The 24164-nt window shown below is 72.2% G+C and carries 29 protein-coding genes; 23 read left to right on the plus strand and 6 right to left on the minus strand.

What is annotated here, in order from left to right; genetic code table 11:
* Nucleotides 1-61 precede the first annotated feature (61 nt).
* The 9 genes from SOM08_RS03310 (at nt 62) to SOM08_RS03350 (ending at nt 7035) form a co-directional block, all read left to right on the plus strand.
* Nucleotides 62-493: an Hsp20/alpha crystallin family protein gene (locus SOM08_RS03310; RefSeq protein WP_116958758.1), complete on the plus strand. Its 432-nt coding sequence runs from the start codon at nt 62-64 to the stop codon at nt 491-493.
* Nucleotides 490-1992 (plus strand): AAA family ATPase, encoded by a 1503-nt coding sequence (locus SOM08_RS03315; RefSeq protein ID WP_322470048.1) that lies wholly within the window; start codon nt 490-492, stop codon nt 1990-1992. Before SOM08_RS03310 ends, SOM08_RS03315 begins: the two co-directional genes overlap by 4 nt.
* Nucleotides 1993-2076: 84 nt before the next feature.
* A complete protein-coding gene (locus SOM08_RS03320; protein ID WP_322470049.1) occupies nt 2077-2430 on the plus strand; it encodes a hypothetical protein in 354 nt (117 codons plus the stop codon).
* Between the two features lie 362 nt (nt 2431-2792).
* Complete coding sequence (locus SOM08_RS03325) at nt 2793-3803, plus strand: thiamine pyrophosphate-dependent dehydrogenase E1 component subunit alpha (RefSeq protein WP_245980925.1); 1011 nt, start codon at nt 2793-2795, stop codon at nt 3801-3803.
* A 21-nt stretch (nt 3804-3824) separates the two neighbouring features.
* Nucleotides 3825-4883: an alpha-ketoacid dehydrogenase subunit beta gene (locus tag SOM08_RS03330; protein WP_116958761.1), complete on the plus strand. Its 1059-nt coding sequence runs from the start codon at nt 3825-3827 to the stop codon at nt 4881-4883.
* Nucleotides 4880-5149 carry a lipoyl domain-containing protein gene (locus SOM08_RS03335; protein ID WP_116958762.1) on the plus strand — a complete coding sequence of 90 codons (270 nt, stop codon included), beginning with the start codon at nt 4880-4882 and terminating at the stop codon, nt 5147-5149. Before SOM08_RS03330 ends, SOM08_RS03335 begins: the two co-directional genes overlap by 4 nt.
* A gap of 3 nt (nt 5150-5152) precedes the next feature.
* Nucleotides 5153-5848: a hypothetical protein gene (locus SOM08_RS03340; RefSeq protein ID WP_116958763.1), complete on the plus strand. Its 696-nt coding sequence runs from the start codon at nt 5153-5155 to the stop codon at nt 5846-5848.
* Complete coding sequence (locus SOM08_RS03345; RefSeq protein WP_116958764.1) at nt 5845-6498, plus strand: BON domain-containing protein; 654 nt, start codon at nt 5845-5847, stop codon at nt 6496-6498. Before SOM08_RS03340 ends, SOM08_RS03345 begins: the two co-directional genes overlap by 4 nt.
* A 63-nt stretch (nt 6499-6561) precedes the next feature.
* Nucleotides 6562-7035, plus strand: a complete 474-nt coding sequence (locus tag SOM08_RS03350) for a phasin family protein (RefSeq protein ID WP_322470050.1) — start codon at nt 6562-6564, stop codon at nt 7033-7035.
* A gap of 27 nt (nt 7036-7062) precedes the next feature.
* On the opposite strand, the gene SOM08_RS03355 is transcribed toward SOM08_RS03350, so the two are convergent.
* The 4 genes from SOM08_RS03355 to SOM08_RS03370 form a co-directional block, all read right to left on the minus strand.
* On the minus strand, nt 7063-7530 hold the full coding sequence (locus SOM08_RS03355; protein ID WP_322470051.1) for a helix-turn-helix domain-containing protein: 468 nt from the start codon (nt 7528-7530) through the stop codon (nt 7063-7065).
* Between the two features lie 212 nt (nt 7531-7742).
* Nucleotides 7743-8591 carry a CoA ester lyase gene (locus SOM08_RS03360; protein ID WP_322470052.1) on the minus strand — a complete coding sequence of 283 codons (849 nt, stop codon included), beginning with the start codon at nt 8589-8591 and terminating at the stop codon, nt 7743-7745.
* Nucleotides 8588-9823 carry a CoA transferase gene (locus tag SOM08_RS03365; RefSeq protein WP_322470053.1) on the minus strand — a complete coding sequence of 412 codons (1236 nt, stop codon included), beginning with the start codon at nt 9821-9823 and terminating at the stop codon, nt 8588-8590. Before SOM08_RS03365 ends, SOM08_RS03360 begins: the two co-directional genes overlap by 4 nt.
* Nucleotides 9816-11195, minus strand: a complete 1380-nt coding sequence (locus SOM08_RS03370) for an amidase (RefSeq protein WP_322470054.1) — start codon at nt 11193-11195, stop codon at nt 9816-9818. Before SOM08_RS03370 ends, SOM08_RS03365 begins: the two co-directional genes overlap by 8 nt.
* A 151-nt stretch (nt 11196-11346) precedes the next feature.
* Here SOM08_RS03370 and SOM08_RS03375 point away from each other — a divergent pair, with 151 nt between their 5' ends.
* From SOM08_RS03375 to SOM08_RS03420, 10 genes are all read left to right on the plus strand, one after another.
* Complete coding sequence (locus tag SOM08_RS03375; RefSeq protein ID WP_181936467.1) at nt 11347-12171, plus strand: IclR family transcriptional regulator; 825 nt, start codon at nt 11347-11349, stop codon at nt 12169-12171.
* A complete protein-coding gene (locus SOM08_RS03380; protein WP_116958771.1) occupies nt 12168-12860 on the plus strand; it encodes an HpcH/HpaI aldolase family protein in 693 nt (230 codons plus the stop codon). Before SOM08_RS03375 ends, SOM08_RS03380 begins: the two co-directional genes overlap by 4 nt.
* A 29-nt stretch (nt 12861-12889) precedes the next feature.
* Nucleotides 12890-13714 carry a class II aldolase/adducin family protein gene (locus tag SOM08_RS03385; protein ID WP_116958772.1) on the plus strand — a complete coding sequence of 275 codons (825 nt, stop codon included), beginning with the start codon at nt 12890-12892 and terminating at the stop codon, nt 13712-13714.
* A 66-nt stretch (nt 13715-13780) separates the two neighbouring features.
* On the plus strand, nt 13781-14860 hold the full coding sequence (gene dctP, locus SOM08_RS03390) for a TRAP transporter substrate-binding protein DctP (RefSeq protein WP_116958773.1): 1080 nt from the start codon (nt 13781-13783) through the stop codon (nt 14858-14860).
* A 58-nt stretch (nt 14861-14918) separates the two neighbouring features.
* The gene (locus SOM08_RS03395) at nt 14919-15461 is read left to right on the plus strand and encodes a TRAP transporter small permease subunit (RefSeq protein ID WP_116958774.1); all 543 of its coding nucleotides are present in this window, start codon (nt 14919-14921) and stop codon (nt 15459-15461) included.
* Nucleotides 15458-16750: a TRAP transporter large permease gene (locus tag SOM08_RS03400; RefSeq protein WP_116958775.1), complete on the plus strand. Its 1293-nt coding sequence runs from the start codon at nt 15458-15460 to the stop codon at nt 16748-16750. The genes SOM08_RS03395 and SOM08_RS03400 overlap by 4 nt, the downstream gene beginning before the upstream one ends.
* Nucleotides 16750-17790 carry an amidase gene (locus SOM08_RS03405; RefSeq protein WP_322470055.1) on the plus strand — a complete coding sequence of 347 codons (1041 nt, stop codon included), beginning with the start codon at nt 16750-16752 and terminating at the stop codon, nt 17788-17790. The genes SOM08_RS03400 and SOM08_RS03405 overlap by 1 nt, the downstream gene beginning before the upstream one ends.
* A 59-nt stretch (nt 17791-17849) precedes the next feature.
* Nucleotides 17850-18149: an amidase family protein gene (locus tag SOM08_RS03410; protein ID WP_322470056.1), complete on the plus strand. Its 300-nt coding sequence runs from the start codon at nt 17850-17852 to the stop codon at nt 18147-18149.
* Between the two features lie 9 nt (nt 18150-18158).
* A complete protein-coding gene (locus SOM08_RS03415; RefSeq protein WP_116958777.1) occupies nt 18159-19910 on the plus strand; it encodes a thiamine pyrophosphate-binding protein in 1752 nt (583 codons plus the stop codon).
* Nucleotides 19903-20826 carry an NAD(P)-dependent oxidoreductase gene (locus tag SOM08_RS03420; RefSeq protein ID WP_322470057.1) on the plus strand — a complete coding sequence of 308 codons (924 nt, stop codon included), beginning with the start codon at nt 19903-19905 and terminating at the stop codon, nt 20824-20826. Before SOM08_RS03415 ends, SOM08_RS03420 begins: the two co-directional genes overlap by 8 nt.
* Before the next feature lie 61 nt (nt 20827-20887).
* Here the strand turns inward: SOM08_RS03420 and SOM08_RS03425 are convergent, their stop codons facing one another.
* Nucleotides 20888-21199, minus strand: coding sequence for a DUF4148 domain-containing protein (locus SOM08_RS03425; RefSeq protein WP_116958779.1), 312 nt, complete (start codon nt 21197-21199; stop codon nt 20888-20890).
* Nucleotides 21200-21370: 171 nt separating this feature from the next.
* On the opposite strand from SOM08_RS03425, the gene SOM08_RS03430 reads away from it, so the two are divergent.
* The 4 genes from SOM08_RS03430 to SOM08_RS03445 all read left to right on the plus strand — a co-directional run bounded on the left by SOM08_RS03430 (nt 21371) and on the right by SOM08_RS03445 (nt 23459).
* Entirely contained in the window at nt 21371-21559 is a 189-nt protein-coding gene (locus SOM08_RS03430; protein WP_116958780.1) for a hypothetical protein, read from the plus strand.
* Between the two features lie 30 nt (nt 21560-21589).
* On the plus strand, nt 21590-22318 hold the full coding sequence (locus SOM08_RS03435) for a B3/4 domain-containing protein (protein WP_116958781.1): 729 nt from the start codon (nt 21590-21592) through the stop codon (nt 22316-22318).
* A gap of 149 nt (nt 22319-22467) precedes the next feature.
* Nucleotides 22468-23100: a 7-carboxy-7-deazaguanine synthase gene (gene queE / locus SOM08_RS03440; protein ID WP_322470058.1), complete on the plus strand. Its 633-nt coding sequence runs from the start codon at nt 22468-22470 to the stop codon at nt 23098-23100.
* Nucleotides 23097-23459, plus strand: a complete 363-nt coding sequence (locus tag SOM08_RS03445; protein WP_322470059.1) for a 6-carboxytetrahydropterin synthase — start codon at nt 23097-23099, stop codon at nt 23457-23459. The genes queE and SOM08_RS03445 overlap by 4 nt, the downstream gene beginning before the upstream one ends.
* Here the strand turns inward: SOM08_RS03445 and SOM08_RS03450 are convergent.
* A complete protein-coding gene (locus SOM08_RS03450; RefSeq protein WP_322470060.1) occupies nt 23449-24162 on the minus strand; it encodes a helix-turn-helix transcriptional regulator in 714 nt (237 codons plus the stop codon). The two genes, SOM08_RS03445 and SOM08_RS03450, sit on opposite strands and share 11 nt — an antisense overlap.
* Nucleotides 24163-24164 lie beyond the last annotated feature (2 nt).

Here is a 24164-nt window from a genome sequence, read left to right on the forward strand (position 1 = left end):
CTAGAGTGAAACCGCGTCACACAGTGCGCACCCGATTCCACTATCTGATGAGGACACCACCATGAGCAATCTTCGCCTGCTGGACCCGATGTTCAGCGACTCGTTCGACAACGCCATGCGCCGCTTCTTCTCCCCGGCGACCTTCGACATGGAGCCCGCGCCCCTGCTCAAGATGCGCGTGGACGTGACGGAGAACGACAAGGCCTACGAGGTCAAGGCCGACATCCCCGGCGTGAAAAAGGACGACATCAACGTGCGCATCGATGGCAACGTGGTGCAGATCGATGCCGAGGCGCGCAGCGAGAAGGAGACCAAGGGCAACGGCGACAAGGTGCTGCGCAGCGAACGCTACCAGGGCACCATCTCGCGCACCTTCAGCCTGGCCAACGACGTCGACGAGGCCAAGGTGGACGCGCGCTACGCCGACGGCGTGCTGACGCTGACGCTGCCCAAGAAGGCCACCGCAGGCGCGCGCAAGATCGCCATCCAGTGAGCGAGGCCGGTGCCCGCCCGCCCGACGCGTCGGCGCGCAGCGCGGCGCTGGCCCATGCCCTGGCCACGCGCCTGGGTGCCTCGCTCATCGAGACGCACATCTCCTGGGTGCTGCTCACGGGGGACCGCGCCTACAAGCTGAAGAAGCCGCTGCGCCTGCCCTTCCTCGACTACTCGACGCTGGCGGCCCGCCAGCGCTGCTGCGAGGAAGAGCTGCGGATCAACCGCCGGCTCGCGCCCTCGCTCTACCTGGACGTGGTGGCGGTCACCGGCGGCGTGGACGCACCCGCCATGGGCGGCGCCGGTCCCGCGATCGACTGGGCCGTGCGCATGCGCCGCTTTCCCGAGGGCGCGCTGTTCGACGAGCGGCTGCGCGATGGGCGCCTGGGCGAGACCGAGGTGGACGCGTGTGCGGCCCTGCTGTCGCGCTTTCACCTGGAGGCCCCCGTGGCGCGCGCGAACAGCGGTTTCGCCGGCGCGCCGCACCGCGCGGCGCTGGCCGCCGCCGCGCTGGCGGGGGCGGCGCCGGTGGTGTCGACCGAGGAAGCGGCGCTGCTGTCCGGCTGGCTGCGCGCGCAGGCGCAGCGGCTCGCGCCGCACTGGGCCGAGCGCCTGCGCACCGGCCACGTGCGCGAGTGCCACGGCGACCTGCACCTGGCCAACCTCATCGTGGTCGACGGCGACGTCAGTGCCTTCGACGGCATCGAGTTCGACCCGGCGCTGCGCTGGATCGACGTCATCGACGACATCGCCTTTCCCGTGATGGACCTGCGCGCGCGCGGGCGGGCCGACCTGGCGTTTCGCCTGCTCAATGCCTGGCTGGACGCCACCGGCGAGCACGCCGGCCTGCCGGGTTTGCGGCACGCCCTGGTGTACCGCGCGCTGGTGCGGGCGCAGGTGGAGTGCCTCAGGGGCCACGAGGCGTCGGCCCGCCGCTATGTCGAGGCCGCTTTGCGCTGGGTGCGCCGTGCACCGCCCTGGCTGGCCCTGATGCACGGCCTGCCCGGCTCGGGCAAGAGCTTCGTCTCGCAAGGCCTGCTGCAGGCGCAGGGCGCCATCCGGCTGCGTTCGGACGTGGAGCGCAAGCGCCTGTTCGGTCTGCCGGCCAGCGCCGATTCGCGCGCCAGCGGGCGGGACATCTATGGCGAGGAGGCCACGCGGCGCACCTACGACACGCTGTTCGCGCTGGCGCACACCGCGCTGGAGGCCGGCTTCCCCGTGATCCTGGACGCGGCCTTCCTGCGCCGCCACGAGCGCGAGGCCGCCGCCGCGCTGGCGCGGCGCGCGCGCGTGCCCTGGCGCATCGTGCACTGCGAGGCGCCCGACGGGGTGCTGCGCGAGCGCCTGCGCGCGCGGCGCGGCGATGCCTCGGAGGCCGACGAGGGCACCCTGGCCGCGCTGCGCGGCGCGCAGGAACCGCTGGGTGAGGACGAGTGGCTGCGCACCGAGGTGGCCTCCCAGGCCCTGGCCCCACCGACCGCCCCGCCCGCCGGTTCTTGACGGCGGTCAAGCTCGCCCGCGCCGGGCCTGCCAGACTCGCTTGCCTGGTGGGCGCCAGGGAACGATTCGATTCAAGGAGATCCCATGTCCGCCATCGATCCAGCGCGCCGCCACACCAACGCCGACCTGCGCGCCCTCATGCACCAGCGTCGCCAACGCCTCGTCGCCCGCCTCTGCCGCGAGAGCCTGCCGCTCGGGCAGGCCGACGACATCGTCGAGGAAGTGGACCGCCTCGACAGCGCCATTGCCCGCCTGGAAGACCCCGGGCCTGAGGGTTGCGCCCGCTGTGGCGAGCCGATTTCGATCACGCGCCGCACCCTGTCGCCCGATGGCGACCTGTGCACCGCCTGCTCCCTGGTGCCCGACAGCGCCCCGCGCGGCGACCGCGAGGGCCCGGCCTCGACCTGGGACGCCGAGTTCCTACCCGAACTCGGGTAGACCCCGCATCGGCTGGGCGCCCTTGGGCGCTCTCGCCGAGAAGGCGGCGAGGCCAACCGCGGTCACCGGTGGGGTGGGCGCCCAACGCTGCCTGCGTCCATGGGCGGCGAGCGCGGGTCGTGCCGCAGCGGCCGGCGGGGGGCGCCGGCCACCCTTCACCACCCCCGACAGCCAGGACAGCCACCAGTGGCGCGGTTGGCGAGGCCACTGTGCGCGTGGCCCGGGTGGCCGTGTTTGCGGCGGATCAAGTTGGCCCGCGCGCAGCGGTCGGGGCAGGGCGGCGGCCTTCTTGCGCCACGTCAACTTCCCTTTCGTCGCCAGGCCTAGATTGGCCGAACCCATTCAACGAGCCGGAGACCACCGTGACCAAACTGTCCCCCGACAAGCTGCTCTGGATGTACGAGACCATGCTCGTGATCCGGCGCTACGAAGAAACCCTGGCGCAGGTGTACCTGGAGGGCAAGCTGCCGCCGCACATCCAGCAAGGCCTGGCCTTCGACATCGCGTCGGGCCCCGTGCCCGGCGAGATGCACCTGGCCGCCGGGCAGGAGCCCGTGGCCGTGGGCGTGTGCGCCCACCTGAGCGAGGCCGACACCGTGGTCGGCACGCACCGCCCGCACCACTTCGCCATCGCCAAGGGCGTGCCGCTGGACCGCATGACGGCCGAGATCTTCGGCAAGGTCACCGGCCTGGGGCGCGGCAAGGGCGGCCACATGCACCTGTTCGATCCGGCGCACCGCTTCAGCTGCAGCGGCATCGTGGGCGCCAGCCTGCCGCCGGCCTGTGGGGCGGCGCTCGCGGCCAAGCTCACCGCCAGCCAGGCGATCGCCGTGGCCTTCTTCGGCGAAGGCGCGGCCAACCAGGGCACCTTCCACGAGGCGCTGAACCTCGCGGGGCTGTGGCGCCTGCCGGTGGTCTTCGTGTGCGAGGACAACCGCTGGGCGATCTCGGTGGCCAAGGACAAGGCCACGGCCATCGCGTCCAACGCCGAGCGCGCCAGTGCGTATGGCATCGCGGGCATCGCGGTGGGGCAGAACGACGCCATCGCGGTGTACGAGGCCGCCGCCCAGGCGGTGGAGCGCGCGCGCAGCGGCGGCGGCGCCACCCTCATCGAGGTGAAGACCGACCGCTACTTCGGCCACTTCCAGGGCGATGCCGAGGTCTACCGGCCCAAGACCGAGGTGAGCGAGCTGCGCCAGCACGACCCGATTCCCGCCCTGGCCGCTTCGCTGCGGCGGCGCAAGCTGCTGGACGACACCCTGGACCACAACATCCACCAGCGCGCCGAGGCGCGCGTCGCGGCGGCCTTCGAATTCGCGCGGGGCAGCCTGTACCCGGCCGCGTCGGAGGCCATGGACCATGTATTCGCCTGAGCGGCGAGGAAGGACCCCACCATGAGCACCCCTGAGAGCGCTGCCGCCGGCGCAGCGCGCACCCTCACCATGGCCCAGGCCATCGCCGAGGCGATCGGCCAGGAGATGGCGCGCGACCCGCGCGTCTTCGCGATGGGCGAAGACATCGGCCGCTACGGCGGCATCTTCAGTGCCACCGGCGGCCTGCTGGACCGCTTCGGTCCCGAGCGCGTCCGCGACACGCCGATCTCGGAGAGCGCCTTCATCGGCGCGGCCACCGGCGCCGCCGCCGCGGGCCTGCGGCCGATCGCCGAGCTGATGTTCGTGGACTTCTTCGGCGTCTGCATGGACCAGATCTACAACCACCTGGCCAAGAACCGCTACATGTCGGGCGGGCAGGTGAAGCTGCCGGTGGTGCTGATGACGGCCATCGGCGGCGGCTACGGCGACGCGGCCCAGCACTCGCAGTGCCTCTACGCCACCTTCGCGCACATGCCCGGCCTCAAGGTGGTGGTCCCGTCCAACGCCTACGACGCCAAGGGCCTGATGACCCAGGCGATCCGCGACGACAACCCGGTGATGGTCTTCTTCCACAAGGGCATCATGGGTCTGCCGTGGATGCAGTTCTACGAAGGCGCCAGCAACGCCGTGCCCGAGGAGGCCTACACCCTGCCTTTCGGCCAGGCGGCGGTGGTGCGCGAGGGCCGGCACGTGACGATCGTGACGCTGAGCCAGATGGTGCACAAGGCCCTGCTGGCCGCGCGCACGCTGCACACGCAGGGCATCGAGGCCGAGGTGATCGACCTGCGCACGCTGGTGCCGCTGGACACCGAGACCGTGCTGCAATCCGTCGGCAAGACCGGGCGGCTGCTGATCGTGGACGAGGACTACCTCAGCTTCGGTCTGTCGGGCGAGATCGCGGCGGTGGTGGCCGAGAACATGGACCGCATCGCGCTCGCCGCGCCGGTGCGCCGGCTGGCGGTGCCCGATGTGCCCATTCCCTACAGCCGGCCGCTGGAGCAGGCGGTGATCCCCTCGGTGACGCGCATCGTCGAGGCCTGCTGCGAGCTGGTCGATGCCAAGCTGAAGGCGGCGGCATGACCACGATCGCCCGGGGCCGTGTGGAGCTGGGCCTGCCGGCCGACCACTGGAGCGGCGTGGACGAAGGGGTCCAGGCCCTGCTGGACCGCTGGCTGGTGGCCGAGGGCGCGCGGGTGAGCGCCGGCCAGGCCGTGGCGCGCGCGGTGCTCGTCAAGAGCACGCTGGACATCGTCGCGCCGGCGGACGGCGTGCTCGAGCGCATCCTGGTGCCGGCCGGCGCGAGCTTCGCGCGCGACCAGGCGATCGGCTGGCTCGCGCGGGGGTGAGCCATGCAGATGCCGATGGCGCTGGCCGGGGTGTCCTCGCACGCGGGCCTCTCGCTGGGGCGCTCGCAGCGCGGCGACACCGCCGAGGCCTTGTCGCCCTGCCGTCTGCGCGCCAGCGGTGGCGGCGCGGTGCTGCTGGGGCCCTGGCTGCTGCGCGCCGTGCTGCTGTTGCCGGCGGCGCACCCGCGGCTGCAGCAAGGCCCCGGGGCCGCCGCGCTGTGGTTTGGCGCGCTGCACCGCGACTGGCTGCGCGGCCACGGCATCGACGCCATCTGCCACGAGGGGCCGGTGGTGCCGCACTGGGCCTGCTTCGCGGGGCGCTCGCCCGGCGAGGTGCTGGTGGACGGACACAAGCTCACCGGCGTGTCGCAGACCTGGCGGCGCGAGCGCGTGCAGCTGTGGTCGGGCACGCTGCTGAGCCCGGTGCCCTGGTCGATGCTGTGCCAGGAGCTGAACCGGCGGGCCGAGCACGCGCAGGTGCTGGCCGCCACCACCACCACCGTGCAGGCCTGCCTGGGCCACGCACCCAACGCGGCGCGCTGGGCGGCCGAGCTGGCCGTCTATCTGCGCGAGGCCGCGGCGCGAGACGCAACTTGCGCCGCGTCAATGCAGGGGCCGCGCGCGCGGCCCAGACTGGGGCCTCCCGTCGAAGCCCCCGGGGCCGACGGCCCCCTTCGACACGAGGAGTTGTTTTCATGAAGACGGACGAGCAACTGAAGCAGGACGTGGCGGCGGAACTCGCCTGGGACCCCGCCATCAACACCACCCAGATCGGCGTGGCCGTGCGCGCGGGCATCGTCACGCTCAACGGCACGTTGGACAGCTACGCGCAAAAGCACGCGGTGGAGCGCGCGGTGCGCCGCGTGGCCGGCGCGCGTGGCATCGCGCTCGACCTGGAGGTGCGCCTGTCCCCGGGGCACGCGCGCACCGACAGCGACATCGCGCAGGCCGCGGCGCATGCCTTGCGCTGGCATTCGCTGGTGCCCGACGACAAGGTCAAGGTCGAGGTCGAGGAAGGCTGGCTCCGCCTCTCGGGTGAAGTCGACTGGGCCTACCAGCGCGCGAGCGCCGAACAATCGGTGCGCCCGCTCGTGGGCGTGCGCGGCGTGACGAACGAGATATCGATCAAGGCGCGCGCCAACGCCGGCGAGATTTCGCGCGGCATTGCCTCCGCCCTGGAGCGGCACGCCCGGCGCGAAGCCCAGCGCATCGCGGTGGACGTGGAGGGCGGCGTGGTCACCCTCAGCGGCACGGTGGAGTCGCTGGCCGACCGGCAGGCCGCGGTCGGCACCGCCTACGCCGCCCGCGGCGTGTCGCGCGTGGTCGATCACCTCGAGGTCGCCGCCTGAGGCACGCCCCGCGCGCCCGGCGGCCAGCCGTGTGCGCCCCCCTTTAACGACCAGGAGCCGACCATGGCCACCAAACGCCACACCTCCCCCAGCGCCGCGCCGGTCGCGGCCACGCCCGAAGCGGCCTGGAACGCCGCGAGCGACCTGCCGCGCCAGCAATTGAGCCTGGCGACCGAAAGCGCCTGCGCGATGTTCCGCGGCTTCGAGGCGATGCGAAAGATTCAGGAGAAAGCGGCGCACCAGGCGCTGCAGCACTACTCGCGCGCGGCGGAAAAGCTCAAGGAGGCCAGCGAGCCCGCGCAACTCATGCAGATCCAGGCCGACCTGATGCGCTTCGATCTCGAGAGCGCCACGCAGTACTGGCAGCAGCTGGGCGCCGTGGCCGCGGACATGCAGCGCGAATGGATGGCCTGCTACACCCACCTGGCCGACAACGGTGCCCTGGCGCGCGTGGGTTCGGCCGTGGACGGGTTCTCGGGGCTGGCGAACGGTTTCAACCCGTTCTTCCCGGTGTCGTTGCGCACCGAGGCTTCCTGAGTGGCGGCCCGCGCCAGCGGCGCGGGCTCAGCCGGCCGCGCCGCCGCCCGATGAGGCCAGCTGCCTGAGCACCTCACGCTTGCCCTGGCTGCGCAGCGCCAGGATGGCCGGCAGGAAGCGCGCGCGCGGCGTCACCTGGCCGGTTTCCCACTTCCACACCGACAGCGTGGAGGTGCCGAGGTAGGCGGCCATTTCCTTTTGCGTGAGGCCCAGGCGCTCGCGCTGGGCCTTCAGGCGCTCGGCGCTGAACACCGCCCGGCGCCCGCGCTGGGGCGCCTCGGCCGGCGCGTCGGGCGCCAAGGTGTGCAGGGCCTTGTCGGCGCGGCGGCTGGTCTGGCGCAGCGCCACCTGCAGTTCGCGCACCTGGCGCTTGAGCGCGGCGATCTCGCTGCGGTGGCTGGCGCTGGCCTTGCGCAGGGCGTCCAGCTCCTCGCGCAACTCCTTGCGCGCCACCCGCGCGATTTCCTTCTTCAGCGAGGAAGCAAATGTGGTCATCGTCCCATCCGACGGCATTGGTGCCGAACAGCAGAATAGCGCAGGCCCGAGATGTGACCGGATGTGACGGACGCCCGGGGCGCGGTGGATGTCCAACCTGGACCGCTTCGTAGCGCAGCGGCGCGAAGCCGGAGCCGAAGGCCACGATGAGCTCGTCGAGCAGCCCGTGGTGGTGGAACTGGCCGACGAGCGTCGCCGCGCACGAAGTGGATTCAGCGGCCCGCCCGCGCCATCAGCCGCCGCGCCCGTTCCACGATGGGCTTGTCCAGCATGCGGCCCTGGTGCTGCACGGCGCCGCGGCCCTCGGCCAGGGCGCGCTCGAAGGCGGCCACGATGGCCGCCGCGTCCTGGAGCTCCTGTTCGTTGGCACCGAAAGCCTCGTTGAACACGGGCACCTGCGTCGGGTGGATGGCCAGCGCGCCGGTGAAGCCCGCGTGCCGCGCCGCGCGCGCCATGCGGCCCAGCAGCGCCAGGTCGCCGAACTCGGCCAGGCTGCCGACCACGCCCCAGGCCGCGCGGCCGTGGGCGCGCGCGGCCAGTGCCACGGCGTGCGCGGCGTATTGCATGGACTCCATGGTCGGCACCACGCCCAGGGCGTTGGCGTAGTCCTCGCTGCCGAAGACCACGCCGATCACCTCGTCCGGGCAACAGGCCGCGAGCTCGGCCGCGCGCAGCACCGCCGGCGGTGTCTCCAGCAGCAGCACCAGGCCCGCACCGGCCGGGCGCAGGCGCGCGGCCACGGCGCGCACCTGCGCCGGGTCCTCGGCCTTGGGCAGGAAGACGCCGGCCAGTGGCGTGGCCAGCGCGGCCTCGAGGTCGTCGTTCAACAGGGCGGGGTCGTTGTTGACCCGCACGAACACCGGCACGCCGTGCGCGGCGATGCGCCGCACCACGCCGGGCAGCGCACGGCGCGCCTCGGCCTTGGCCTCGGGCGCGATGGCGTCCTCCAGGTCCACGATGATGGCGTCGGCGCCGCGCTGGTGCGCCTTGTCGACGAAGCGCTCCGACAGGGCGGGCATGAAGAGCTGCGAGCGCAGCGCGTGGGCTTGTTCGAGGTTCATGGGGCGATGAGTTTCTGGTCGATGAGTGCCTGGATGGCCGCTTCGCTCAGGCCGGCGCCGCGCAGCAGCTCCAGCGTGTGTTCGCCCAGGCGTGGCGCGGGCCGTGCCAGCCCGCCGGGCGTGCGCGACAGGCGCGGCACGACGGCGTGCATGGGCAGCGCGCCGGTGTCGGCGTCGGGCGCGCGCACCACGATGCCGCGCGCCACCACGTGCGGGTCGGCCACGATCTGGCCGATGTGATAGACCGGGCCCACGGTGACCTCGCGCTCGCGGAAGAAGGCGAGGTTCTCCTCCAGCGTGCGCTCGCCGATGAAGCCGCCAACCACGGCGTCCAGCGCGTCCACGTGGGCCAGCCGGTCGGCGTTGGTCCGAAAGCGCGGATCGTCGATCAGCTCGGCGCGGCCGATGGCGCGCAGCAGGCGCTCGGTCATGCCCTGGGTGGAGGCGGACAGGGCCACCCAGTCACCGCCCTTGGTGCGGTAGATGTTGCGCGGCGCGGTGATGGAGGTGCGGTTGCCGGTGCGCGCGGGCACCTGGCCGCTGACGTGGTGGGCGGCGGCGTCGGGGCCCATGATGGACAGCAGCGGCTCCAGCAGCGACAGGTCGATGACCTGGCCGGCGCCACCGTTCGTTTCGACTTCGCGCACGGCGGCGGCCACGGCGAAGGCGCCGTACAGGCCGGCCACCATGTCGGCCAGGGCCATGTTGGGCAGCATGGGCGGCGCCTCGGGCGCGCCGTTCTTGGCCGCGAAGCCGGACATGGCCTCCACCAGGCTGCCGAAGCCGGGCTGCTGGTGGTAAGGGCCGGTCTGGCCCCAGCCGGTGAGGCGCACGATGACCAGCTTCGGGTTGAGCGCCAGCAGCGCCTCGGGCGCGAAGCCCATCTTCTCCAGCGTGCCGGGCCGGAAGCTCTCGATCAGCACCTGGGCGCCGGCGGCCAGCGTGCGCAGCGCCGCGCGCCCGGGCTCGCTGCGCAGGTCGATGGCCAGGCTCTTCTTGTTGCGCGCGTAGACCTTCCACCAGACCGGCACGCCCTCGGGGTGGTTCGGCCCGCGCTCGCGCCACTGGCGCAGGGTGTCGCCGCCGTCCGGGTCTTCCACCTTGATGACCTCGGCGCCGAAGTCGGCCAGCTGCAGCGACAGCATGTTGCCCGCGACCAGGCGCGAGAGGTCGAGCACGCGCAGGCCGCGCAGCGGGCCGCTGTGGGTGGGGTCGAAGCGGACGTCAAGCATGCAGGACGGGCGCGGCGCGCAGGTGGTGGTCGGTGAGGGACTGGTAGGCGTGCCCCAGGCGGAGCGCGGTGGGCTCGTTGTACCAGCCGGCGGCCAGCTCCAGCGACATGGGCAAGCCGTCGCCGCTCAGTCCGCAGGGCACGGCCAGGCTGGGGATGCCGGCGATGGGCCAGGCGCAGCTGAAGCGCGGGATGCGCCGGATCGCCTGCGCGAAATCCAGGCCCTGCGCGGCGGGCGCGGTGGCCGGCGTGGTGGGCGAGAGGATCGCGTCCACGCGCTGGAACACACCGCGCAGGCGGTGGCGCCAGCCTTCCATCCAGCGCATGGCCTGCGCGTACTGCTCGCCGCTGACGTTCTCGCCCAGGCGCATGCGCATGAGCACGTCGGCGCCATAGTCGGCCGCGCGCTCGGCGATGCGCTCGCGGTGCAGGCGCATGGCGTCGGCGGGAATCATGGTGAAGCTGAGCATCTGCTGCGCGTTCTGCACGTCGCCGAGGTCGATGTCCACCAGCTCCACCCCGAGCGAGCGGAACACGTCCAGGGCGCGCTCCATGGCGGCGGCGATGTCGGGGTCCAGGTCCTCGTAGAACCAGCGCCGCTGGATGCCCAGGCGCAGGCCGCGCACCGGCTCGTTGAGCTGGGCCAGGAAGTTCGGCACCGGCACGTCGGCCGACATCGGGTCGCGCGGGTCGTGGCCGGCGATGGCGGCGAACACCCGCGCCACGTCGCTCACGCGGCGCGCCAGCGGGCCCAGGGTGTCGAAGGTCGGGCTCACGGGCAGCGAGCCGGTGGTGGAGATGCGCCCCACCGTGGGCCGCAGGCCGGCCACGCCATTGAACGAGGCGGGCAGGCGGATGGAGCCGGCCGTGTCGCTGCCGATGGAGGCCACGCACATGCCGGCCGCCACCGAAGCGCCGGAGCCGCCGCTGGAGCCGCCGGCGATGTGGCCGGTGTTCCAGGGGTTGCGCACCGGGCCGAAATGCAGGCTCTGGCTGGTCGGGCCGAACACCCATTCGTGCAGGTTGGCCTTGCCCACGATCACCGCGCCGTTGCGCACCAGGCGGTCCACCACGAAAGCGTGGGTGCGCGCGACGTTGTCTTTCAGGATGACCGAGGCCGCGGTGGTGGGCACGCCGGCCACGTCCACGTTGTCTTTCACGCTGACGGTCATGCCGTGCAGCAGGCCACGCCATTCGCCCGCGGCGGCCGCGCGGTCCAGCGCCTCGGCCGCGCGCAGCGCGGGCTCGGCGGTGGTGCAGATCATGGCGTTGATCGAGGGGTTCAGCCGCTCGATGCGGTCCAGCGCGTGGCGCGTTTCCTGCACGGCGCTGCCCAGGCTGGACGGGAAAAGGGGGGTCTCGGGATCGGACACGGGCGCTCCTCTTGGGTGGACGTCGGGTGGGGGACCGCTGTTCACTCTATCTCATTTAATGGTGTTGACATACCGTTAAATGGTATGCATAGTCCGCCGCCTGAAATCGAATAAGCTTTCGTTTCATTTAATGAGACGAAAGGACGTCCCAATGCCCGCAGTCGCCGAATCCGACCACGACACCGCCAGCCCCCAGGCCTCGCTCACGCAAAGCCTGGACCGGGCCATTGGCCTGCTGGAAGAGGTGGTGAACCACGCCGCGTCTGGCGCCGCGCTGGGCGCGCTGGCCGAACAGGCGCGCCTGTCCAAGCCCACGGCGCACCGCCTGCTCAACGGCCTGCGCAAGCTGGGCCTGGTGGACTACGACGAGAAGACGCGCCTGTTCTTCCCCGGCCTCAAGCTCTACCGGATGGGCCTGGCCTCGGCCGCGCGCTTCGACCTGGTGCAGCTGGCCCAGCCCGGCATGGCCCTGCTGGCCGAGGAGACCGGCGACACGGTCTACCTCTCGCTGCGCGCCGGCGACAGCGCGCTGTGCGTGGCGCGCCAGACCGGCTCTTTCCCGATCCGCACGCTCACGCTGGAGGTGGGCGACTACCGCCCGCTGGGCCTGGGCGCCGGCAGCCTGGCGCTGCTGGCCGCGCTGCCCGACGATGAGGTCGAGCAGGTGATCGCGCGCAACCGCGAAAAGCTCGCGCCGCACGCCAACTTCGACCCGGCCAACCTGCGCGCCATGGTGCGCCAGACGCGCGAGCAGGGCCACTCGCTCAACGACGGCAAGATGCTGCCCGAGATGGCCGCCATCGGCGTCACCGTGCGCGACGTGGCCGGCCGTCCGGCGGCGGCGCTGTCCATCGCCACCATCACCAGCCGCATGCGGCCCGAGCGGCGCGCCTCTGTGGTGGCGCTGCTGATGCGCGAGGCGCGCGCGCTCGAGCAGGCCCTGGGCGTGGCGCCCGCGCCGGAGGCGCGCCCATGACGGCGGCGCAGCGGTTCAAGCAGGCCCTGCGCGAGGACCGGCCGGTGGCCGTGATCAACGCCGACTACGCCAACGCCGGCCTGGTGGAGTTTCTGGCCCGGCCCGAGCTGGGCGTGGACGCCGTGATGCTGGACGCCGAGCAGGGCAGCCCCGACTTCGAGCGCATCGAGGACATGGCGCGCGCCGCGCGCCTGAGCGGCCTGTGCGTGCTGGTGCGCCTGTTCTCGCCCGAGCCCTGGGTCATCGAGCGCATGCTGCTGCGCGGCATCGACGGCCTCATCGTGCCGCGCCTGGACACCGCCGAGCAGGCGCGCGCCGCGCTCGAGGTGCTGCGCTACTGCCACCCGCACGACGCCGACGACAAGCTGTTCGTGGTGCAGATCGAAAGCGCCGCCGCGCACGCCAACCTGGACGACTTCCTCGCCGTCGACGGCATCGACGCGCACTTCATCGGCCCGGTGGACCTCTCCCGCAGCATGGGTCACCGGGGCGATTACGCCGCGGCGCCCGTGCAGGCCGCCGTCGACGACATCCTGCGGCGCAGCCGCGCGGCCGGCCGCGCCGTCGGGACCATGGTCAAGCCGGGCGACGCCGAGCAATGGATGGCGCGCGGCGCGCGCTTCCTCTACTTCCACGTCAACGACTGGCTGCGCATCGGCGCGCGCTCGTTCCCGATCGCGCGCGGCTGACGCCGCCCCCTCTTCGCAAGGCCCCTCGCATGGACACGACTTCCCCGCCCGCCGCCGACAAGGCGTCCGTCTACCAACCGTCCCAGCAGGGCCTGTACTTTCCGCGCCCGCCGGTCTTCCAGACCCTGGAAGAGGAGCGCCTGCACCGCAAGCAGCGCCTGGCCGCCGTGTGCCGCGTGTTCGCGCGCTACCGCTACGAATACGGCTTCGCCGGCCACGTGACGGTGCGCGACCCGGAGTTTCCCGACCGCTTCTGGACCAACCCCTTCGCCATGGACTTCGGCCGCGTGCGCGTGTCCGATCTGCTGCTGGTCGACCACGACGGCACGGTGCTCGAAGGCAGCTGGGCGGTGAACCAGGCCGGCTTCGTGCTGCACTCGGCCATCCACCGGCAGCACCCGCACGTGCTGGCCTCGTGCCACATGCACACCGCCAACGGCATGGCCTGGGCCGCGCTGGGCCGCCCGCTGGACCCCATTACGCAGACGGCCGCCGGCTTCTACAACGACCACGCGGTCATCACCGAACAGGCCGGCGCCGTGGTGGTGGAGCGCGAGGCCGGGCAGGCCGTGGCCGCCGCCTTCGGCGACAACAAGGCCGTCATCCACCAGAACCACGGCCTGTTCACCGTGGGCCGCGAGAGCGTGGACGAGGCCGCCTGGTGGTTCATCGCCATGGAGCGCGCCTGCGAGATCCAGCTCAAGGCCGAGGCCACGGGCCACCCGCTCAAGCTCATCTCGCCCGAAGCCGCCGCGCACTCGGCCAAGCACCTGGCCACGCCGCTGGCGGCCTGGCTGCATTTCCAGCCGATCTACGACGCCGTCGCGCGCGCCGAGCCCGACCTGTTCGATTGACCGGTTCGACCGATCGCTCCCGTTTTCCCCACCCCTCCCGCAACCCTGACCTGGAAGAAGACCTGCATGAACACCTTCGGACGATTCTTCAAGGGCGCGCTGATCGCCGCCTGCGCCCTCACCGCCCTCGGCGCCGCCGCCCAGCAGCCGCGCAAGCTCACCTACGCCACCTTCTACGGCTCCAGCGAGTTCTATGAGATGTCGGCGAAGTACTTCATGGACGAGGTCACCAAGCGCACCCAGGGCAAGGTCACTTTCCAGCCCTACTACGGCGGCACCCTGCTCAAGACGGCCGAGATGAGCACCGGCCTGGCCAAGGGCGCGGCCGACGTCGGCGCCGCCGTGCCCGCCGCCTTCAACCCGCGCGAGTTCCCGCTCACCGGCGTGGTCATGCCCTTCATCTCGGAGAACCCGATCGCGGTGACCTACGCCTTCAAGGAGCTGATGGACACCACGCCCGAGCTGCAGCAGGAGTACCAGCGCAACAACCAGAAGCTGCTGTGGGCCCTGGCGTCCGGCGAGAACTCGCTGTGGACCAACAAGCCCATCCGCACCGCGGCCGACCTCAAGGGCTCGCGCATCCGCGCCATCATCGGCGTGGCCGACGGCATCAAGGCCCTGGGCGGCACGCCCATCAGCATCCCCTGGGTGGAAGCGCTGGAGCTGGTGCAGCGCGGCGGCGCCGAAGGCGTGAGCGGCACGCCCTTCAACCAGGCCGTCATCACCAAGGTCTACGACATGGCGCCCTACGCGTCCAACGCCGGCCGCATGGGCGTATACACGCCGGTCACCTGGTCCATCAACCTGGATACCTGGAAATCGCTGGACGCGGCCACGCAGAAGGTGATGGAAGAGGTGGCGGCCGAGGTGCCGGGCAAGTACTTCGCCGCCTACGAAGGCGAGATGAACAAGGCCGTGGAGCAGGCGCGCGCCGCCACCAAGATGACCTACGTGCCCATGGACGAGGCCGAGGTCAAGCGCTGGCAGGACGTGGCGCGCCCCGAGGTGCAGAAGAAGTGGGCCGACATGGCGCGCCGCTACTACAAGGAGCCGCAGCAGCTGGTCGACAAGTTCACCGCGCTGACCCGCAAGTACGAAGCGCAGCACCCCTACGTGACCGGCTTCGACCGCCTGAGCAAGAAGTAAGTCCCATCCCTTGGTGGCCCTCGCGCGCCCAGCGGCGCGGGGGCCGGGAGACCCAGCCGTGTTCTCAACCCTTTCAGGCGCGATCCGGCGCCTCAGTCTGGCGCTGGGCGTCATCGCCGGCGCGGGCACCGCGCTGCTGATGCTCACCGTGGTGCCCGACCTGTTCTCGCGCAGCTTCCTGGGCGAGGCCGTCTACGGCATGGCCGAGACGGGCATCTTCCTGCTGGTGCTCATCGTCTACCTCGCGCTGGGCTCGGCCCAGGTGCGCAAGGAGCACTTCCACGTCGGCGTGCTCGACACCCTGATCGGCCGCGACGCGCAGCGCTGGGTCTGGGTGCTGCGCTTCGGCATCTCGGCCCTGGTGTGCGGCGTGTTCACCTGGTACGCCAGCAAGGGCGCGATCGACTCCACCCTGAGCCTGGAGCAGTCCTACGCGGTGATCGAGTACCCGATCTGGCCCGCCAAGATCGTGGTGGCGCTGGGCCTGCTGCTGCTCACCGTGCAGTTCCTCATGGACCTGGTCGATGCCCTGACCACCCCGCAATACCTCCCCGACGGCGGCCACGAAGGCGCGCCCGACCACGCAGGCGAAGCACCATGACCCCATTGGAAATCGGCTACCTGATGGTGGCCGGCGTGATCGTTCTGCTGGCCCTGGGCATCCCCGTGGCCTTGAGCCTGCTGGCCGTGGGTGCCTCCGGCCTGTTCGCCATCCGCGGCGTGCGCGGCACCGAGTTCCTGCTGGAAAGCCTGCCCTACACCAGCGTGGCCAACCTGGCGCTGATCGTCATTCCGCTGTTCATCCTGATGGGGCACTTCGCGTTCTCCGCCGGGCTCTCGGAGAAGGCGTACAAGGCCGCCAAGGCCTGGGTCGGCCACATCGCGGGCGGCCTGCCCATCGCCACCGTGTTCGCCTGCGCGGGCTTCGCCACCGTGTGCGGCTCCAGCGTGGCCACGGCCGCGACCATTTCCAAGGTGACCGTGCCCGAGATGCTGCGCGCCGGCTACAACCAGCGCCTGGCCGCGGGCCCCGTGGCCATCGCGGGCGCGCTGGGCATCCTGATCCCGCCCAGCGGCATCCTGGTGATCTACTCGATCGCGACCAACGTCTCGGTGAGCGACCTGTTCATCGGCGCGCTGATCCCCGGCATCCTCACCGCCATCGTCTACGCCTTCGGCATCTACTTCATGGTGCGGCGCGACCCGGAGCTGGTGAAGCGCACGCGCATCCCCAAGGCCAGCTGGGGCGAGCGCGCCAAGGCCACGGCGGCCGCGTGGGAGGTGGTGGTGCTGTTCCTGGTGGTGATCGGCTGCATCTACACCGGCGTGGCCACGGCCACCGAGGCGGCCGGCATCGGCGCCGCGCTGGCGCTGGTCTTCGCGCTGTTGCGCAAGGGGCAGAAGGGGACGATCTGGAAGGGCCTGGTGGAGACCGGCTCCAGCACCGCGTCCATCTTCCTGCTGATGATCGCCTCGGCCGTGTTCAGCGTGGCCCTGGGCACCACGCAGCTGCCCACGGTGCTGGCCGAGGCGGTGACGGGTCTGAACCTGTCGCCGGCGGTGCTGCTCCTGCTGCTGATCGTTCCCTACCTGATCCTGGGTTGCCTGATCGACGGCATCTCGATGATCTTCATCACCATGCCCGTGGTGTTTCCCATCATCGAGGCGGCCGGCATCCACCCGGTGCTGTTCGGCATCTTCGTGACCAAGCTGGTGGAGGTGGGCGCGGTGACGCCGCCGGTGGGCATCAACGTGTTCGTGGTGCAGGGCTCGGTGCCGGGCCTCAAGCTGGGCGAGATCTTCCGTGGCGTGATCCCCTTCATCCTCATGGAGCTGGGGCTGATCGGCCTGATGATCGCCTTCCCGCAGATCGTGACCGGGGTGCTGTGATGGACGATCCCCTGCGCCTGGGCGCGACCGCGCTGCGCGAGGCCTACCAGCGCCGCGCGCTGTCGCCGGTGGAGGTGACGCGCGCCTACCTGGAGCGCATCGCCGCGCGCAACGGCCACCTGCACGCCTACCTGGAGGTCTACGCCGAGGGCGCGCTGGCGCAGGCGCGGGCCAGCGAGCAGCGCCTGGCCAGCGGCCTGCCCGTGGGGCTGCTGGAAGGCGTGCCGCTGGCGCTCAAGGACCTGCTGCACATCGAGGGCCGGCGCACCACGGCCGGCTCCACCGTGTTCGCGGACCGGGCGCCGAGCGGGTTCACGTCCACCGTGGCCGCGCGCCTCATGGGCGCGGGCGCGGTGGTGCTGGGCAAGGCCAACCTCGTGGAGTTCGCCTACGGCGGCTGGGGCACCAACCAGGGCCTGCGCTCGCCGGTGAACCCCTGGGACGGCGCGGTCGAGCGCTGCGTCGGCGGCTCCAGCAGCGGCTCGGGCGTGGCGGTGTCGGCCGGACTCGCGGCCGGCGCGATCGGCACCGACACGGGGGGATCGGTTCGCATTCCCTCGGCCTTCTGCGGCCTCACGGGCCTGAAGACCACGCAGGGCCGCGTGAGCAACTTCGGCGTCGACCTGGTGAGCCACACGCTGGACACCGTGGGCCCCATGGCCTGGACGGCCGAGGACGCGGCCCTGCTGCTGCAGGCCATGCACGGCCCCGACCCGCGCGACCCCGCCACGCTCGCGCACGCGCCCGAGGACTTTCTCTCGCGCCTGCGCGAGCCCATCGCCGGCCTGCGCATCAGCGTCGCGCCGGCCGGCGTCCTGGGTGCCGTCGAGCCCGCCATCGCCCAGGCGGTGGACGAGGCGGTTCGCGTGCTGCTCTCGCTGGGCTGCCTGCGCCGCGACGAGGCCTTCGCCCGCATCGACTTCGTCGCCGACCAGGCCGAAACCGGCGTGATCATCTCCAGCGAGGCCTACGCCGAGCACGGCCACCTGCTGGCCGGCTCGCCGCCGCCGGGCGACGCCGCGCGCGCGCGCGGCTGCTGAGCGGCGGCGCCATCGCCGCGCCGCGCTACGCCGCCGCGCTGCGCGAGCGCCAGCGCCGCGTGCGCGACTTCGCCCGCGTGTTCGAACACACCGACCTGCTGGTGCTGCCCACGCTGCCCGTCACCGCGCGGCCGCTGGCCACGATCGACGAGGCCGATCTCGCGCCCAGCCGGCTCACCCGCTTCGTCGGCTACCACGGCCTGAGCGCCATCGCGCTGCCCTGCGGCCTCTCGCCCGAGGGTCTGCCGGTGTCGCTGCAGCTCGTGGCGCCCGCCTTCCACGAGGCGCGCCTGCTGCGCGCCGGCGTGGCCTTCCAGTCCGCCACGGATTTCCACCGCGCGCGGCCGTCCACCTTCTGAGTTGTCCGAATGTCCACCGCTTCTTCCGCTTCTCCCGCCACCCTGACGATGTCCGGCGGCGCCGCCATCGCCCGCATGATCCGCGCCTTCGGCGGCGGCCCCATGTTCGGCATGGGCGGCTTCCAGGTGCTGCCGCTCTACGAGGCCGCGCGCGAACTGGGCCTGCCGCACCACCTCATCCACGACGAGCGCAACGCCGTCTTCGTGGCCGACGCCTACGCCAAGGTCAGCGGCCGCGTGGGCCTGGCCGACGCCACCGTGGGCCCCGGCGCCACCAACATGCTCACCGCGCTGGCCGAGGCGCTGAACGCCGGCTCGCCCCTGGTCTGCGTGGTGGGCGATACGCACCGCGACCACTCCTGGAAGAACATGACGCAGGAGAGCCGCCAGGTGGACGCGCTGCGGCCCATGTGCAAGGAGCTGATCCGCGTCGAGTCCATCAAGCGCATCCCTGAGCTGATGCGCCGCGCCTTCGCCGTGGCCACCACCGGCCGCCCCGGCCCGGTGGTGGTGGACGTGCCCGAGGATCTGATGCACGACACCTTCGACTTCAGCGAGGCCGACTTCGTGGTGAACCCGGCCTACGAGGCCGCGCCCGCGCTGCGCTCGCGGCCCGACGGCGAGGCAGTGGCGCGCGCGGCCGATCTGCTGGCGAACGCGAAGCAGCCCATCGTGCTGGCCGGCGGCGGCGTGCACCTGTCGGGCGCGGCGCAGGCGCTCACCGACTTCGCGCGCGCCACGAACATCCCGGTGGCGCACACGCTCACCGGCAAGGGCGCCATCCCCTGCGTCGATCCCTTGAGCGCCGGCCTGTTCGGCCGCTACGACCGCATCGCCAACGGCCTGATCGAGCAGAGCGATGTGGTGCTGGTGGTGGGCTGCAAGCTGGGCGAGATCGCCACCAAGCGCTACACCGTGCCCGCGCCGGGCAAGACCGTCATCCACCTCGACATCGTGGCCGAGGAGTTCGGCCGCACCCTGCAGCCCGAGGTGATGCTCTGGGGCGACGTGAAGCTGGGCCTGCAGGACCTGATGGCCGCGCTCGGCGAGCGCGCCGCCGCGCTCAAGGCCCGCCTGCGGCCGCTGGCCGAGAGCGTGCCCGCGCGCATGGCGAAGTGGCGCGAAGAGGTATCGGGGCGCCTGTATTCCGAAGAGAAGCCGATCTCGGTCGCGCGCCTCATCACCGAGATCAACAAGGTGCTGCCCGAGGACGGCATCCTGGTCGCCGACGGCGGTTTCGCCGCGCACTGGGCCGGCCTGCTGTTCGACACCAAGCGCGCCGGCCGCGGCTTCGTGCCCGACCGCGGCTTCGCCTCCATCGGCTATGGCCTGCCGGGCGCCATCGGCGCCGCGCTGGCCGCGCCGGGGCGCCCGGTGTTCAGCCTCACCGGCGACAGCGGCTTCTGCATGGTGCTGGGCGACCTCGAAACCGCCGCCCGCCTGAACCTGGACTTCACCGTCATCGTGGTCAACAACGCCGCGTCCGGCTACGTGAAGGCCTTGCAGCACCTGGTCTACGGCGCGGGCAAGCACATCAGCGCGGACCTGAACGAGGTGAACTTCGCCAAGGTCGCGCAGGCCTTCAACTGCACCGGCATCCGCGTGGAAGAGCCCGGCGAACTGGAAGGCGCGCTGCGCCAGGCCATGGCCACCAAGGGGCCGGTGGTGATCGACGTGATCGTCACGCGCGACCCGGCGAAGATGCTGCCCGGCGTGGACAGCCGCGCCGCGGTGATCAAGAAAGGGGACCGCATTGCCTGACGACGGCCGGCCGAGCGCCCCGCCCAGCGCCGGCGCGCGCCGCCGCGTGGGCGTCATCGGCCTGGGCATCATGGGCGGCGCCATGGCGGCGCGCCTGCTGGAGGCCGGCCACGCGGTGAGCGGCTTCGACATCGACGCCGCCGCGCTCGCGCGCTTCAGCGAGCGCGGCGGCACGGCCTGCGACTCGCCGGCCAGCGCCGCGCAGGGCGCCGAGGTGCTGCTGCTCATGGTGCACGACCAGCAGCAGGTGGAGCGCGTGCTCGACGGACCCAGCGGCGCCCTCAAGCGCCTGCTGGCGGGCAGCGTGGTCTGGCTGGGCAGCACGGTGCCGCCGGCCTGCGCCCGCGCCTGGGCCGAGCGGCTGGCCGAGCGCGGCATCGGGCTGATCGACGGCCCGGTGAGCGGCGGCGCCACCGGCGCCGAAGGCGGCGAGCTGGTGGCGATCTGTGGCGCCAGCGACGAGGCCCTGGCGCGCGCCGGCTTCGCGCTGCGCGCCTGCGCCCGGCACGTTTACCACGTGGGTCCGCCCGGCGCGGGCGCCACCGTGAAGATGATCAACCAGCTGCTGGTGGCGGCGCACGCCGCCCTCACGGCCGAGGCCATGGCGCTGGCGCACCGCGCGGGCGTGGAGCCGCTGCAGCTCATCGAGGTGGTGTCGAACAGCGCCGGCCAGTCGCGCATCTTCGACAAGCGCGCGCCCCGCATCGCGGTGGGCGATCACGCGGTGCACGTGTCCATCGACACCTTGCGCAAGGACCTGGGCATCGCCATCGACACCGCGCGCCAGCTCGGGCTGGAGCCGCGCCTCGCGCTGGGCGTGCAGGCGCTGCTGGACGAGGCCCACGGCGCGGGGCAGGGCGCCGACAGCGACACCCGGCTCATCGAGCGCTACCTGGCCCCCCCAGGACCGCGCTGAGCCGCCCAAAGAAAAACGGCCCCGAAGGGCCGTTGTCGTGGAGCAAAGGGCTCGCCGCGGCTTAGGCGCCGGTCGACACCGTGCCGATTTCGCCCCGGGCGATCAGGCCCAGGCGCTCGGCTTGCGCGGCCTCGGCGCGCACCTGCGCACGGCTCAGGCCGCTGTCGGCCACCTTGTCTTCCACCGGGAAGACTTCACCGCGGGCCACCAGGCCGGCGCGGTTGGCTTGCACGGCCTCGGCTTGCACTTCGGCGCGGCTCAGGGTGGATTGGAAGTTGAAGACTTCGTTGCCTTCGATGGGGCCTTGGGCGAAGGCGGCACCGGTGCCCAGGGCAAGGGTCAGGGAGAGGGCGATGCTTTTGGCGGCGTTCATGGCAGTTCCTTAAAGATAACGGGTGGTTAACGGGGTTTTGCTTTTCATGCCGCTTTGTGTTCCGGCATGGGATGAACTGTAGAGATTGCCGTCCGAGGAATAAATAACTGGACGGAGAATGAACAGTTGCCGAAATGGGAATAATCCCCGGCTCCGCTAAGCTGTGCACCCATGCCACGCGACCCCGACGCCCTGTTCAAGACCGTGCTGCAGGTGCTGGCCATCCTGGGCCTCATGGGCCTGCTGGCCATGGTCTTCCACAAGGCCTTCGCCGACCTTGCCCTGCTGTGGCAGCAGCACCCGGGCAGCGACTTCTGGCCCGCGTTCGTGCGCTACCTGTTCAAGAACCTCGCGGGCTGACGCCGTCGCCCGCCCCTTATCGGGCCCCCCATGAACCCCACCACCCTGAACTACCAGCTCGCGGCCGAGGTGCTCGCCGACCACCCGGGCTACTGCCGTGGCGTGGTGGTGGTGCGCGGCGCCGACAACACCCGCGCCGCACCGGCCCTGGTCGCGCTGCTGCGCGAGGCCGAGGCGGGCCTGCGCGAGGCGGTGCGCGGCAACGTGGCCGAGCACGAGCGCATCGCCGCCTGGCGCGAGGCCTACCGCCGCTTCGGCGCCAAGCCCTCCGAGCACCGCGCCGCCATCGAGGCCCTGGCGCGGCGTGTGCTCAAGCCCGACCAGCTGCCCTCGATCAACCCGCTGGTCGACATCGGCAACATCGTCTCGCTGCGCCACCTGCTGCCGGCCGGCGTGCACCCCCTGGGCGAGGGCGAGAACCGGCTGGCGCTGCGCCACGCGCGGGCGGGCGATGGATTCGCGCCACCCGATGGCGGGCCGGCGGAAGCGCCGCCCGAGGGTGAGATCGTGTTCGCCGACGGCGCGCGCGTGCTCACGCGCCGCTGGACCTGGCGCCAGGCGGCCAGCACCCAGACCCTGCCCGAGACCACGCGGGTGTTCTTCAACATCGACGGCCTGCCGCCCACGCCGCGCGAGGCCGTGCTCGCCGCCATGGACGACGTGCGGGCGCTGGTGCGCGAGCACACCGGCGGCGAGGTGGTGGCCGCGCAGCTGCTGTCGGCCGAACAGCCCGCCATGGCGCTGGACCTGGGCGGCTGAAGGCCGGCCGTCTGGCGGCCCATGTGAAGAGCGGCCCGGCCAGGCGGCCGGTGCCGTGAATGGGGCCGCCTCGGCCACAGGGCCGAGGGTATGCGCGGGGCCCGCGCGCCACACTGGTGGTTTTTTTCGGCCCGCCCGGGCCCGCCGCCATGGCCTACAGCGTCAAGGAAATCTTCTACACCCTGCAAGGGGAGGGCATGAACGCGGGACGCCCCGCCGTGTTCTGCCGTTTCGCCGGCTGCAACCTCTGGTCGGGTCGCGAGCCGGACCGGGCCGGGGCGGTCTGCCGTTTCTGCGACACCGACTTCGTCGGCACCGATGGCGGTGGCGGGGGGCGCTTCGCCGATGCCGCGTCGCTGGCCGGCGCGGTGGCCCGGGCCTGGACCGCCGGCGCGGCGCGGCGCCTGGTGGTGCTCACGGGCGGCGAGCCCCTGCTGCAGGTGGACCCGGCCCTGATCGAGGCCCTGCACGCGCAGGGGTTCTTCATCGCGGTGGAAACCAATGGCACCGTGGCCGCGCCCGCGGGCATCGACTGGCTGTGCGTGAGCCCCAAGCAGGGCGCGCCGCTGGTTCAGCGCGAGGGCCAGGAGATCAAGGTGGTGGTGCCGCAGCCGGGCCTGGACCTCGACGCGCTTGCGGCCCTGGGCTTCGAGCACCGCCTGCTGCAGCCCATGGACGGGCCCTCGCGCGCGGCCAACGCGCGCCTGGCCGTGGCCTTGTGCCTGCGCGACCCGCGCTGGCGGCTCAGCGTGCAGACCCACAAGGCGCTGGGCATCCGATGAAGCTGGAGCTGACGCAGCGCTTCTTCTTCGACGCCGCTCACACGCTGGAGCGCGCGCACGACAGCACGCCAAGCCGGCGGGTGCACGGCCACACCTACCACGCGGCGGTGACGGTGAGCGCGCCGGTCGCCACCGACAGCGGCATGGTGGTGGACCTGGCGCTGCTGCGCCAAGGCATCGCCGCGGTGCGCGAGCGCCTGGACCACCACCTGCTCGACGAGGTGCCGGGCCTGGGGCGACCCACCCTGGAGAACCTGTGCCGCTTCATCTTCGAAGGCATGGCCAGCGGCCTGTGGGTGGTGGAGCGCGTGGACGTGGAGCGGCCCGCCAGCGGCGACGCCTGCCGGCTCAGCCGCTGAGGCGCGGGTCGCCGCCGTCCGCCAGTTCGCGCAGGCGCGGCAGCCAATGCGTGGTGCCGCGCGGCGTGAGCGTCAGCGCGCGGCCCTCGCCCTGGCGCAGCCAGCCCTGTTCGATGACGTGTCCCAGCAGTTGCTCGGCCAGCTCGCCGGCCAGGTGGTCGACGCCCTCGGACCAGTCGTGGCAGGCGTAGGCGTAGCGGCGTCGCCGGCTTGAGGGCGTGGGCGTGAAGCCGAAGCCGCGCAAGGCCTCGTGCCCAGCGGGCGTGAGCGCCAGGCCCTCGGGCACGGCCTCGAAGGCGCCGCGCCGCATCAGGCCCGAGAACAGCGCCACGCCCAGTTCACCGGCCAGGTGCCGGTAGCAACAGCGGGCGTACTTCAGCCGCGCGCGTGCCGGGTGGCGCCAGGCGGGGCTGGTGGCTTCGCGCTCGGACACCGAGGCCAGCGATTCGAGCAGGCGCGCCACCGACTCGTCGGCCAGCGCGTAATAGCGGTGCCGCCCGCGCGGCTCCACGCGGATGAGCCGGCCGTCGAGCAGCTTGTGTAGGTGGCCGCTGGCCGTGGCCGCCGACACGCCGGCCACGGCGGCCAGGTCGGAGGCGCTGGCCTTGCGCCCGCCCAGCAGGTGCAGCAGCATGCGCGAGCGCGAGGGGTCGGCCAGCAGGCTGGCCACGGCGGTGAGGGCGGGTTCGAACGGGGCGTGCATGC

The sequence above is a fragment of the Hydrogenophaga sp. SNF1 genome (assembly GCF_034421675.1).
In the GTDB taxonomy this organism is placed as follows: Bacteria; Pseudomonadota; Gammaproteobacteria; order Burkholderiales; family Burkholderiaceae_C; genus Hydrogenophaga; species Hydrogenophaga borbori.